Source organism: Yinghuangia aomiensis (assembly GCF_039542225.1).
Classification (GTDB): Bacteria; Actinomycetota; Actinomycetes; order Streptomycetales; family Streptomycetaceae; genus Yinghuangia; species Yinghuangia aomiensis.
The window spans coordinates 213,518-225,597 of record NZ_BAABHS010000008.1 but is presented as its reverse complement, the minus strand read 5'-3'; the positions used below and the strand labels follow the sequence as shown (position 1 = coordinate 225,597).

11 protein-coding genes are annotated in these 12,080 nt (G+C 69.1%); 7 read left to right on the top strand and 4 right to left on the bottom strand.

Translation table 11 applies throughout. The features are described from left to right. Window positions 1-118: 118 nt before the first annotated feature. Window positions 119-1,237 carry a carboxylate-amine ligase gene (locus ABEA93_RS13370; RefSeq protein WP_345675780.1) on the bottom strand — a complete coding sequence of 373 codons (1,119 nt, stop codon included), beginning with the start codon at window positions 1,235-1,237 and terminating at the stop codon, window positions 119-121. Between the two features lie 679 nt (window positions 1,238-1,916). On the opposite strand from ABEA93_RS13370, the gene ABEA93_RS13365 reads away from it, so the two are divergent. From ABEA93_RS13365 to ABEA93_RS13340, 6 genes are read left to right on the top strand one after another with little or no spacing between them, the layout of a single operon-like run. After that, entirely contained in the window at window positions 1,917-3,353 is a 1,437-nt protein-coding gene (locus tag ABEA93_RS13365; RefSeq protein ID WP_345675690.1) for a type IV secretory system conjugative DNA transfer family protein, read from the top strand. 53 nt (window positions 3,354-3,406) lie between these two features. Continuing rightward, window positions 3,407-4,159, top strand: coding sequence for an SCO2525 family SAM-dependent methyltransferase (locus ABEA93_RS13360; protein WP_345675689.1), 753 nt, complete (start codon window positions 3,407-3,409; stop codon window positions 4,157-4,159). Further along, window positions 4,153-5,982, top strand: a complete 1,830-nt coding sequence (locus ABEA93_RS13355; RefSeq protein WP_345675688.1) for an SCO2524 family protein — start codon at window positions 4,153-4,155, stop codon at window positions 5,980-5,982. Before ABEA93_RS13360 ends, ABEA93_RS13355 begins: the two co-directional genes overlap by 7 nt. A 2-nt stretch (window positions 5,983-5,984) precedes the next feature. Next, on the top strand, window positions 5,985-6,902 hold the full coding sequence (locus ABEA93_RS13350; RefSeq protein WP_345675687.1) for an SCO2523 family variant P-loop protein: 918 nt from the start codon (window positions 5,985-5,987) through the stop codon (window positions 6,900-6,902). Window positions 6,903-6,907: 5 nt separating this feature from the next. Continuing rightward, window positions 6,908-7,861: an SCO2522 family protein gene (locus ABEA93_RS13345; protein ID WP_345675686.1), complete on the top strand. Its 954-nt coding sequence runs from the start codon at window positions 6,908-6,910 to the stop codon at window positions 7,859-7,861. Next, entirely contained in the window at window positions 7,858-8,928 is a 1,071-nt protein-coding gene (locus ABEA93_RS13340; protein WP_345675685.1) for an SCO2521 family protein, read from the top strand. The genes ABEA93_RS13345 and ABEA93_RS13340 overlap by 4 nt, the downstream gene beginning before the upstream one ends. Here ABEA93_RS13340 and ABEA93_RS13335 read toward each other — a convergent pair. Then, window positions 8,897-9,751, bottom strand: a complete 855-nt coding sequence (locus ABEA93_RS13335; RefSeq protein ID WP_345675684.1) for an ABC transporter permease — start codon at window positions 9,749-9,751, stop codon at window positions 8,897-8,899. The genes ABEA93_RS13340 and ABEA93_RS13335 overlap by 32 nt on opposite strands. Further along, on the bottom strand, window positions 9,729-10,784 hold the full coding sequence (locus tag ABEA93_RS13330) for an ATP-binding cassette domain-containing protein (protein ID WP_425584929.1): 1,056 nt from the start codon (window positions 10,782-10,784) through the stop codon (window positions 9,729-9,731). The genes ABEA93_RS13335 and ABEA93_RS13330 overlap by 23 nt, the downstream gene beginning before the upstream one ends. A 67-nt stretch (window positions 10,785-10,851) precedes the next feature. Between ABEA93_RS13330 and ABEA93_RS13325 the strand changes: the two genes are divergently transcribed. Continuing rightward, window positions 10,852-11,490, top strand: a complete 639-nt coding sequence (locus tag ABEA93_RS13325; protein ID WP_345675682.1) for a TetR/AcrR family transcriptional regulator — start codon at window positions 10,852-10,854, stop codon at window positions 11,488-11,490. Window positions 11,491-11,518: 28 nt separating this feature from the next. Here ABEA93_RS13325 and ABEA93_RS13320 read toward each other — a convergent pair whose 3' ends face one another. Next, window positions 11,519-11,992 carry a hypothetical protein gene (locus ABEA93_RS13320; protein ID WP_345675681.1) on the bottom strand — a complete coding sequence of 158 codons (474 nt, stop codon included), beginning with the start codon at window positions 11,990-11,992 and terminating at the stop codon, window positions 11,519-11,521. Between the last annotated feature and the right edge of the window lie 88 nt (window positions 11,993-12,080).

Genomic DNA, 12,080 nt, shown 5'->3' with positions numbered 1-12,080 from the left:
GGAACCCTGAAGCCCCGCCGATGCGGGGCCGATCCGGCGGCGGAAGCGATGCGGCTCAGTTCCGTCGAATGATCCCCGCATGTGCGGGGCGGCTTTCCCATCGTGGAGTTGCCGTGTCTCAGGAAAAGAGTACCGGTCTCCCCGGAACGGCGGACGACCGCTTGGCGCTGGTCGTCGTCACCAGTGCGTCCACCAGCGCCGTCAGCCCCAGACGACGCCCGATGGCCCGCTGCCTCTTGGCCGCAGAGCCTGCGGCCATGAGCGCATCGGCGGTGGCACGGACCAGGTCGAGGTCCCCGAATTGCGCCAACTCCGTCTTCACCGTCTCGATGAGACGGTCGATCATCGCGCGAGCAGGTTCGGCCGCCATCGTGAACGGGTCGACGAGGTTTCCCTCCAACCCCGAGCGGGCGGCCCGCCAGCTCGCGGCGCGCAACCACGGTCCGCGTACGTCAGGCGGGAGTTCGGCAGTGGACGCACGGCGGCACGCGTGCACCACCAAGGCGCGGAAAAGCGCCGCGATCATCACCGAAGTCGATACATCCGGAACGGCGTCGCAGGATCGCAGCTCGACGGTCGGCAGGTGGTCGGACAACCGGACGTCGTAGTACAGCATGCCGCGGTCGTGGATGACCCCCGACCGTACAAGAGCCTCTGCTGTCTGGTCGTACTCTGCGGCCGACCCGAAGTTCGGCGAGGGGCCGGCACTGGGCCAGCGGTTCCAGACCATCGTTCGCCAGCTCGCATAGCCCGTCTCCTGGCCGAGCCAGTAAGGCGACCCGGCCGCCATGGCCGTCAGAGCCGGGATCCATGGGTTGATCCACGCGAGAGCCCTCGCGGCAAGGTCACGGTCCTCGACTCCGACGTGAACGTGCAGACCACAGATCTGCAGTTCATGCAACAGCTTGACGTAGCTGTGTTCGATGTGCGCGTAGCGATCGCCATCCGAGTGAATCGAGTCTTCGGCCCGCATGAGCGGCGCCGTACCGGACGCGACGACTCCGCACCCCTGTTCCGCTGCTGCGGCGGCCAAGGCCGCCCGTGCCGTCACGAGATCGTGCCGCAGCGCGGGGATGTCCGAGTGCGGCAGCGACCGGGATTCGATGCAGGCCTTCATGGCCTCGGCGGCGAACGCCGAGCCGGGAAGCACATCGAGCAATTGGGGAGCAACGGGCGCCAGACGGCGTGTCTTCAGGTCGACGATGTGAAATTCCTCTTCCACACCAACCGTTGTCACATCATCCCTCTCGGTGAAGTGCGCGAAGCTGCAACAAAATGCAGTCGCCTGGGTTCCTGCCAAGGTCCCGCCGCGTTTCGCGGTTGTCAACGCGCCTATCCGTTGGACGCAGGAGGCCGGCACGCCGGCGGACGCGGTCCCGAATGGCTGATTCAACCACCATGAACACGGTGTGACGTCGGCCCCGCCGAACTCCGAAGCCCGGTTGCGGCCACTGCGAAATTTACGGGGGTTGATACGTGCTATTCGGTACCCGCGCCCGCCCTGGCCGGTGTTTGGACGGGGTAACGCCGTTTGGCCTTGTCTTTCGGAGTCCGCGCAGTGAATCGTTCGGACCAGCTTGAGTTTTACGGCGAAGACAGAGCGCGCCTGTTCGCTGGTGACGGGTGAAATACAAGCGCAACGAGCGGATCAGCCTCGGTCGTTCGAGAGGAGGTACTGTGCGTAACCCACGGCAACATCCGGCAGGTTCCCGGGCATGAGTGCCACGGGCAGGCGCCGCGGGCCTCGCGATCCGCGCCTCGGCTTCTCCGCAGTCGTCGGGGCAATTGCCGGCCTCGGCCTTGTGGTTGCCGCATTCCTCGTGGACACGGCTGTCGGCGAGGGCCTGGTTGCGGTCGCAGCCGCTTGCGCGGCGGGGGCGGCGTACATCCGGTGGAGAACGAAGCGACGACCGGAAGTGGACCGGGCCGGCCGCTATTTGTCCGGTGCGGCCGACCGCCGCCGGGCAGGTGCCAGGGCCGCCGGCGCCGCGGCCTCCCGCCTCGGCGTCACCGGCAATGCCGCGCCGGGCCTCTTCATCGGGCGCACCGTCCCCGGTAATCACGGCGTCTGGGGTTCATGGGAGGACATGCACCTCGACATCTGGGGACCGCGGACCGGCAAGACCACCAGCCGAGCCATTCCCGGTGTCCTGGCCGCGCCCGGCATCGCCGTCGTCACCTCCAACAAGCGCGACATCGTCGACGCGACGCGCGGCATACGGGCCGAACGCGGCCCCGTGTGGGTCTTCGACCCCCAGCAGCAAGCCGGCGCACCTGCTGCCTGGTGGTGGAACCCGCTGACCTTCGCTCACACCTTCCCCCGCGCGGTCATCCTCGCCGGGCTGTTCGGCAGCATCGGCGAGGCCTCGCATATGCGCTCGGACGCCTACTTCCATCCGGCAGCTCAAAACGTCTTCGCCGGCTTGCTGTTCGCAGCGGCTCTCGACGGTCGGCCGATCACGGACGCCTACAGATGGATCACCCGCCCGACCGACGACACACCGGCGCGCATACTCCACGCCCACCACCATGCCGCGGTGGCCGCATCAATAGAGGCCGTCCAGGCAGCCCCCTCGCGTCAGCGGTCGGGTGTCTACGGGACTGCCGTGCAGATGGCCTCGTTCCTCACGTCCCCGGCACTGAATCGGTGGATCGTCCCCGGCGACGACCCCGGACGCCCGGAGTTCCGCCATGCCGACTTCGCCTCCGGCTCGTGTGGTTCGCTCTACCTGCTCTCGGACGACAAGGAGAACTTCGCCTCTCCCGTCGTGCTGGCCCTGACCACGGCCGTCGCCTACGAACTCGAAGGCCTTGCGATCGAGAGCCCCGGCGGCCGCCTCCCCATCCCGGCCCTGTTCGTCCTCGACGAAGCCGCCAACGTCTGTCCGTGGGACGAACTCCCGTTTCTGTACAGCCATTACGGCTCACGCGGCATCGTCATGATGACGATTCTCCAGTCGTGGGAGCAGGGTGCCGCCGTCTGGGGTGAGAACGGCATGGCTCAGCTCTGGGGGTCGGCCGGCATACGCGTCTATGGCGGCGGTCTGCCCAGCGGCGACTTCCTGACGAAGCTGGCGGCCACATCCGGGATCTTCGAGGCCCCGACGTTCGGCCACACGCAATCGGCCCACGCCCTGTGGCCGCATACGTTCTCGCGAGCGAGCCGGTCGGAGATGGTCCTGGACGTCCATGACTTGAACGCACTTCCGCGCGGCCGAGCGTATGTCCAGATCAAGGGAGGCCGGCCGCTGCTCGTGCGGACCGTGCCGTGGTGGGAAGGCCCGGACGCCGACGGCATCCGCGCCTCACTGATGCGTCACGGTCCCCGGCCGGGACCACGGCCTGCTCGGTGATCGGCGCCCGCGCGCGGGAAACCCAAGAAGATCTGCTCGGCCAGGAGGCCCATTTGCACCGCAACGCCGACATGGACTGGGACGCATTCGACCCGGCCCAGTACGTGGCCCACAACTATGCGAGTCTCCGGCGCGACGACCAACGTCTGATCACGCTCACCCGGGACTGGTTCGCGTTCGCCGGTCTGCCGACCGCGGCGGCGCGCGGGCTCGATGTGGGAACCGGCTCGAACCTCTACCCTGCGCTCGCCATGCTCCCCCACTGCCGTGATGTCACCCTGTGGGAGTACTCCCGGAGCAACATCGCGTGGCTCGAGACCGAGGTCGCCGCATACTCGCGGCACTGGGACGCGGGTTGGGGCGTCCTCGCCGAATCCCCCGGATACCGGGACCTCGGGGACCCCCGCTTCGAGCTGGCGCGACGAGCCCGGATCGTCCAGGGCAGCGTGTACGGCCTTCCGGCCGCAACCTGGGATCTGGGCACCATGTTCTTCGTCGCCGAGTCCATCTCGCAGGTCTTCGGCGAGTTCCGCGCCGCAGTAACGGCTTTTGCCTCGGCTCTGAAACCGGGCGCGCCCTTCGCTGCGGCATTCGTCGAGAATTCCGAGGGATACGCGGTGGCCGGGAAGAGCTACCCGGCCGTCGCCGTGACCCGTGCGATGGTGCGTGACGCGCTCGTGGGATTGACCGACGGTCTCACCGTCGAACGCATCGAGCCGATCGGCGAGAAGTTCCGGGACGGTTATACCGGATTGCTCCTGGCCTGCGGCCGGATAGGCCGCGAAGGAGGCGCGGAGCCTTGTTGATCAGGCCACGCCAGCAGATCCTGGAAATATGGCGGGGCGTGGCGCGCTTGTCGGACCCGGCAGGGCAGGGGCGGCAAACGGCCGAAGCGAACTCCATCACCGACGCCGAGAAGCTTCTGTGTCTCATGTACCCGGCGTACGAACTGGACGGATTCCGTCTCGACACCCCCGACGAGACCGCGGACGACGTCCTCGACGCCCTGCGGACGCTCGGTGACCGGGTGAGCATCCCCAGACACCTGACGGAGATGATCGCCGACTTCCTCGAGGCGTACACCGAGCCGGACGGCACGCCGGTGTTCTCCGGCGGGAACTGCCTCGTCACCGCCGATCCCGGTAGCCGGCCGGCACCCGCGCAACTGCGTCTGGACGTCGTGAACTCGCTGTCGATGTCCCTCACCTTGACCCTCACCTCGCTCCGCTTCCTCAAGGCTTTCGGACGCGAAGTGCGGCGTCCGGATCTTCGCCGGCGGATCGCCGCGGTCGAGGAGGGCCTCGGCAAGCGGCTTACCGCATCCATGGTCGGCCTGATCCGCAGCTTCGCCGTGCGGACCTTGCCGCACACCTCGCCCGAGGGCCGCGCGCTGCTCGGCATGCTCGGAAACGCGCAGGCCCACTCCCGGAACGCCGACACGCGTCTCGCCAACCTGCTCAGACCGATCCGCTTCGGGCTGATCGATCTCCTCGACGGCGCCGACGCCCCGCCGGGTCTGGACGACGACGAGATGCTCTTCGAATGCGGCTGGGCGTGGTCGGTCCGCAAAGACGCGCCTCTCCTCACGACGGCTCAGGACATAGGCGGACAACCGGACGGGGTGGCCGAGCCGGTCCCCGACCTCTACTTCACGGTCATCGCCCTCGACGGGCTGATGGACATCTTCACCGACCGGACGCTCATGCTGAGCTTGCTGACCGCCGAGCAGCAGCAGTTGGCCCACACCTTGCGCCTCCAGGCCGAACTCACCCACCGGTACTGGTCCGTGGTCGCCTGTTTCGGAGACGGGACGTGGCCGCTCGAACGGCTTCCCTGGCAAACGGTCGACGGGCGGGCGTCGGACTACTTCACCCTCCTGGTGATGTCCGTCGTCGCCCAGGACCTGCTGCGCCGCCAGGCGGGTGACGAGGACCTGGAGCGCACCATCCGGACCATCGAACTGCTCGCCATCCGGGCGCGGATTCCCCAGCGCGGCGAGACCGCCGTTGCCGGGAGAACCCGCTCGGCACCTGCGGTGAATCTCGAACTGCCCGGGAGCGAAACCCTGGGGCCCCCGCTGAGGTGGCCCCTCTCGGACTTCCCGACCGTGCTCCTCAAGCGTGCCGTCCAGTTCGCCGGGCTTGCCCACGAACCCGAGTCCCGCGACCGCCTGCTCCGGCTCGCCGAGGCAACGCTGGCGCATGTGTGGGAGTCCCGCCGCCAATACGGGCCGGCCGACGGTCTGTGGCACGAGCCGAGCCGTCTGCCCGACGATGCCGCGGCCCCTGTCGCACCGTCGTGGACGCACACGGAACGTGTCGTCGAGAGTCTCGTCGCGGCGGCGGGTATGCTCCGCGGCGCGCCCCTGCGAAGCACACGCGTGACCGAACTGGCGCGCGGCATGATCCTCGAAGCCGAGCATCTGCTGGGGCAGGAACTCCTCCAGGTGGCGTCCGGGCCCGTGTCGTCACTGCACACGAGCCTGCAACGCATGCAGTCGAGGCTCCGACGCGCCCGCGAGATCCTGGGCGAACGCCCCGGCAGCGCGTACGCGATCGTCGCGGAGGTCCTGCGCGAACTCGACGAGCTCACCGCGGCCCGGCAGCACAGCACCAGTGCGAGGGCCTAGCCGTGCTGATCTTCGTCACGTCCGACAAAGGCGGCACCGGTCGTTCGGTCACCAGCGGGAATCTCGCCTACCGGCGGGCGCTATACGGCGACGACGTGTGCTACCTGGATTTCGATTTCGGATCGCCCACCGCAGCCGGTGTCTTCGACATCGCCGCGGCCGGGGCCATGCTCGAGCACGGCGGGCTTCATTCCTATCTGCAAGGCCGCGCGTCGACCCCCCGTGCACTCGACGTGTGGGCGGCGTCGGACCGGCGCACCCTCAGCTCGCCCACCGCCGTCCGGGGTCGGCTCGATCTGTTCCCCGGCGACGCGGGAGGCGGAGAGTTCGCCATCACGCCGCAGGCGACGGACAACTGCGTCGACCTCTTGCTGCGCCTGGAGGAGGAGTTCGACTGCTGCTTCGTCGACTGCAGCGCCGGTCGTTCCTACGCGCTCGACATGATGCTCACTGCCACCGCGGACCCGCGTCTCGCCCACGTGTGCTGCCGCTGGCTGGTATTCCACCGCTGGACCCGGCAGCATGTCGCCGCTGCGGCCGGACTCGTCTTCGGACCGCGCGGCGTCCTGCAGTCGGGGATCGTGCGCGGACACGATCGGGAAGCGCTGCGCGACAGCGTGCGCTTCGTACGCACCGCCGTACCGTCGGCCGACGCGCACGGCCTGGGCCAACTACGGCCGTCGCAGGTGGCTTGGCTGCGCGAATGCGACGACCAGCTCCGGAGTCTGGCGGTGCGCCTCCACCTGGGTCCGAGCGTGGTGCTGGGCACGACCCCGTTCGAACCGCTGCTGCAATGGCGCGAACAAATCATCACCGACGCCGACGTATCCATCACCCGTGTCGCGAACGCCGCGACCGTCGACGCTTTCGACGACCTCGCCCGTCGGCTGTCCGACGCGACGGCCTGGGAAGGGCTGTGATCCCGATGACCACGCAATTCCACGAGAGTTCGACCGACCCCCGGGTCGCCCAGGTGCCGCTCGCCCACCTCTCCGTCGAACTCGGCCACGTCTACATGGAGGACTTCGAAGGCGGTCCCGAGGCGCTGCACCGTCGGCTCGGAGGCCTGGGGCCCTGGCTGGCGGCCGCTGAGGAGTCGCTGCGCGGACGGCTCGGCGGCCGCCGTACCAGGATGAGCACCTGCTTCCTCGTCGACGACTACTTCGCCCGAACCGTCCCGCCTGCCAAGGCCCTGCCGGCGCTGGTCGAGGTGGCACGAGAGAACGGGCTTCCGCTGGACTATGTGGCACGCGAATCCGGTTGTGCGTTCGCCGATGGCGTGCCGATCGCCCGACTCGTCGAAGCCGGGCTCGTCCCCGTTCCCCTGCCCGGCGACAACGGGGCCCGTCCGCCCGCAACGGATTCGGGTTGGCTCAGCAACGGACGCCGCTCGCCCGCCGCGTACCGCGGTGAAGCGATGGCGGAGCCGCTTTCGTGGGCCGCCCCCTGGGAAGTCGGCGCGCGTCGGCACTCGATCTTCGCCGACGTGCAACTCTGGGATGCCAAGGCGGGCACGCGGACCTGGTCCTGCCCCTTCCTCGCCTCGGTATGGCAGCTCATGCGGTTGGGCATGCTGCGCTACCAGGGCCGTGACATCGTCCGACCATGGACCTGGGAGGGTCCCTTCCCCGACGACTGGGACGAGCTTCCGCCCGTCATCCGGCTCAACCCCGACGCCCAGCCGTTCTGCGCCTACCGCACGCTTTCCGTACTCGAACCCCGGTTTCTGCCGGTCGAGCACGCGGTCCGCGTGATCACGGGCCAGTTCGCGCCCGACCCGGAAGTGCTCCGTCAGACCGCCGCACGGTACGCGGCCGAAGCGCCCGGCGAGCTCGAGGACGTGGTCGACCGCATCGCCTACGTGTTCCCGCCGGCATGACCAGGGGCCCGCGAACGCCCGAGCCCCGAAGCACGATTGCCGTCCTGGGCGAAATATCGACGGGTCTGCTCGGGCACTCGGCTCCGGTACCCCTTGCCGCGGCCGGTGACATCCTGACGCGACCGTTCGGACGCACGGTGCGGACCTGGACCCGGCCGATCGCCCGGGCGGTTTCCCCCGACACCGCCACGGGTACCGACTGCCGGCTCCCGGTCGAAGGCACCGGCAAGCGCGTGCGCGGCATCGGCAGCGTCCTGTCGCACACGGCCGTCACCGGCGGGCGCATCCTGCAAGGCAGCACGTACACGCGCGTGATGCCGAGCGCCGTGGACCACAGACTTCCGTGGTCGCACTACCTGCTGCGGCCCGGGACCGTCGAGTCCGTCGGCCGGCTTTCCGGACGTCCTTTGGCGCGTGGCTTCTTCGCTGCCGACGATGCCCCGGATGTGCTCGATCTGGGCGGCGCGAACCGCCGATGCCTGCGGGAGGTGCAGCGATCACCATGCCTCGACAACCGACCGCCCTTGAAGACGGCACGCACACGGCTGCGCTGGGCGGTCGTCCTCGACGCCGAGAACCACCACGAACAGGCCGAGTTCACGCTCACCGGGCGGCGGACCCGCACGCTCCTGATCCGTGCAGCGAGCCTGGACGCCCTCGACGAGCTGGTGGCTTTCAGCGAGGACATCGCACGTCATGACTGGCTGCTCACCGTCATGGACGAGGTGCTGAGCCGCCTCGACGAGTGTCCGATCCGCAGCCGACGACTGCGCATGGCCGCCGAGCATCTCGCGCACCTGTGGATGCCGTCCCCGACGCCGGGCCCGCTGGCCGCACTGTTCTGGAGCGGCTTCGAACAAGACCCCGGGTTCACCCGGCAATGGTCCGCCATCGAGTCCCAGGTCCGCCGCACCATCGCGGCCCGCTCCTTCGCCCTGCTGGACGAACAGCGGCCGGACCGGCCACTCGCCTCCGAGATCGCACGGGGCTCGCCCCCGCCGCACAGACCTGCCGCACCGGTCGGCCGGTTCCCGCTCAGTCCTGTCTGCCGTAGAGGCGGAGGCTGACAGGGCCGCAGACCAGGGCTATGACGGCGGTAGCGGTGACCGACCAAAAGACCGCGCTGCCGGCGCCTCCGGTGTCGTTCATCAGCGCCCGGGCCGCGGTCGCGAGGTGGCTGAGCGGGTTGACGTCGACGAACGTCCGAAGCCAGCCGGGCATGGTGCGGGGTTGGACGAAGACGTTGCTGGCGAAGGAGAGCGGCATCAGCACCGCGTTCGCGATGCCGATGACGACCGCCGGATCGCGGACCACCAGGGCGAGCACCGCCCACACCAGCGACAGCGCGAGTCCGAAGGAGACGACGAGTGCCACTGCCGCAAGGACGCCTGGTGCGCCCCCTTCGGGGCGGTAGCCCATCGCCAGACCGAGGCCTACCACGATGGCCGACGCGAACAGGTAGCGGGCGGCATCGCTGAGCAGGCCGCCGAAGACGAACGCGCCGCGCCAGACCGGCAGTCCGCGGACGCGCTCGAATGCGCCGCTGCGCACGTCCTGGGCGAGGCGGGCGCCGCCGTACATGGTGACGACGGCGATGCTCATGCTGAGCACGCCCGGCAGGAGGAGGGTGAGGTAGTCGCCGGTCGAACCGCTGATGGCGCCGCCGAACAAGTAGGTGAACAGCACCGTGAACAGGATCGGGATGGCGGCCGAGTCCACAAGCTGCTTGGGATCGTGCTTGAGCTTCAGCAGCGCACGTATGCCGAAGGCGGCCGAGGCGGTGAGCGCTCCGGCGCGACGGCTGCCGCGGCCTTCGGCGAGGAGCACGTCGATCGGGTCGCTTCCCGACGCGGCGTGCCGCGTCGCCTCAGCGGGGGTGGCCATGCTCATGAGTACGCGTCCTCTCTTCTGCCGGGTCCGGACCCCCGTGACGATCGGTCAGCATGAGAAAGGCCTCGTCCAGGCTGGGCCTCCCCAGGTGGAAATCGGAGACACCCACGCCGGTGTCGGCGAGTCGGGTCATCGCACTCCCGACTTGGCGGCCCACCTCGGTCGCGTCGTCCGCGCCCGCCCCTTCGGTCGGGGTGGCGAGGAACACGGACAACACGAGCGGGTCTGCGTCGAACTGGACGGTTCCCGCCAGGACCTCGGACAGTATCCGCCGGGCCTGCGGCCGCTGCTCCCGGTCCAGGAGGCGCAGATGCAGCGTGTTGGCGCCCACACGCGACTTGAGTTGGGCGCTGGTGCCTTCCGCGACGATCCGCCCGTGGTCGACGACCGCGATCCGCTCGGCGAGCCGGTCGGCTTCTTCCAGGTACTGGGTGGTGAGCAGCACTGCGGTGCCCGCCGCGGCGACCCGGCGGACCACTTCCCATACCTGGTTGCGACTGCGCGGATCCAGCCCTGTCGTCGGCTCGTCCAGGAACAGCAGGTCGGGGGTGGTGATCAGTCCCGCCGCGATGTCCAGCCGGCGGCGCATGCCCCCCGAGTAGCCGCTCACCGGCCGGTCCGCGGCCGAGCGGGTCAGGTCGAACGCGGCCAGCAGACCGTCGGCGCGATCCCTGCGCGCGCCCCGCGACATGCCGTGCAGCCGGCCGAGGATCAGCAGGTTCTCGTAGCCGGTCAGGTCTTCGTCGAGGGACGCGAACTGGCCGGTCACCGCCACCCGTTCGCGGATGGCATCGGCCTCGGTCACCACGTCGTACCCGAGGACGCGAGCGGTGCCGCCGTCCGGCCGGGCCAGCGTGGCAAGGATGCGGATCGTGGTGGTCTTGCCCGCCCCGTTGGGGCCGAGGAAGCCGTACACCTGACCGCGCCGGACCGTCAGATCGATCCCGTCCAGTGCCCGCTGCCCACCGTAGGCCTTGACCAGGCCGCGCGCCTCGACAGCGGGGTGGTCCCGCACTGCTCTTATCTTTGACATTACGTAAGAATTAATGGAAATCTTACGCCGTGTCAAGGTTAAGTTGCGAGGCAGTATCCTTCGTGAAATGGCCAGTTCGCGCGACACCGCCAAGCCGCCCCGCCGCCGCCGGGCCGACGCCCGGCGCAGCATCGACGCCATCCTCGACGCGGCCCGACGCCTGCTCGGCGATCGGCTCGACGTCGGCATGGAGGACATCGCTGCCGCGGCCGGCGTCACCCGCCAGACCGTCTATGCGCACTTTCCTTCGCGCGACGCCCTGCTCGGCGCCCTCGTCGAAACCGCTGCCGCCGAATACGCGGCCCTGCTGGACGAGGCGGAACTCGACGCGGCTCCACCTGTAGACGCCCTGGCCCGATTCCTCGACGCCGGCTGGCAATTCCTGGGTCGCTACCGCTTCTTGCTGAACGCCACCGCGGCCCAGGTCCCCCGGCCCGACGCCGACCCCCACGACTTCGGGCCCCCACGCCTCGAACGGCTCCTCGAACGGGGCCAGCGCACCGGCGACTTCGATGCTTCTCTGCCCGCCGCGTGGCTCGCCGCCGCCATCTTCGGACTCCAGCACACCGCCGTGGCGCACATCGCCGGCGGGCGATCGAGCGCCGACGAAGCGAAGGCGCTGTGCCTGGCCAGCACCCTGCGCCTGTGCGGCGCCCCGGCAGGCGACCCCGTGATGCTCGCCGAGCGTGGCGATCGTCCGCTGTGATGGGCTGACTCCGGTACCGCGGGCAGATCTACAGCTTGCACTCCGCGGCGTTCTCGCTCACGGTCGCGGCGCGTGCCTGCCACATTCCGGTCGGCGTGGGAAGTCGGGTCATGACGAGGTCGAACGACACCAGGTTCCGCGTGCTCGAGTCGGACGTCAGATGGACCTTTCCGGTCTCGATTTCTTTGCTGTACACCTTTGTCTGGTCCTCACACACGCGAACGTCGATGACCGTTCCGGACGTAGTCGTGATGACAGGCCGGTAGTAGTGGTCGTGTCCTGTCATCGCCAGCTTGAGGTCGACGTTCTCCTGCACATAGTGCCGCGCGTAGGCCAGTGCCTGGTCAGTCGCGTACTGAGACAGGGGCGGATCGGCCGCGTTCTGGGCAACCACCGCGTGCAGGATCGACTGCAGATAATCCGCTGCCGCGGTCAGTGCCGCTGCCTGCGAAGGATCCGCCGGCACGGCCCATTCGAATTGCACGGTCAGGTCGGGCGGCAACGCAAGCGAGGACCCGGCACCGGATGCGGACGCGGCAGCCGAGGACGTGGGAGCTGACGGCTTGCCGACCGATGGAGGCGGCGGAGCC

Excerpts from the sequence above, each read along its gene's own strand:
- ABEA93_RS13345 (WP_345675686.1), top strand. The coding sequence starts at position 6,908 with ATGACCACGCAATTCCACGAGAGTTCGACCGACCCCCGGGTCGCCCAG.
- ABEA93_RS13340 (WP_345675685.1), top strand. The coding sequence starts at position 7,858 with ATGACCAGGGGCCCGCGAACGCCCGAGCCCCGAAGCACGATTGCCGTC.
- ABEA93_RS13335 (WP_345675684.1), bottom strand. The coding sequence starts at position 9,751 with ATGAGCATGGCCACCCCCGCTGAGGCGACGCGGCACGCCGCGTCGGGA.
- ABEA93_RS13330 (WP_425584929.1), bottom strand. The coding sequence starts at position 10,784 with ATGTCAAAGATAAGAGCAGTGCGGGACCACCCCGCTGTCGAGGCGCGC.
- ABEA93_RS13325 (WP_345675682.1), top strand. The coding sequence starts at position 10,852 with ATGGCCAGTTCGCGCGACACCGCCAAGCCGCCCCGCCGCCGCCGGGCC.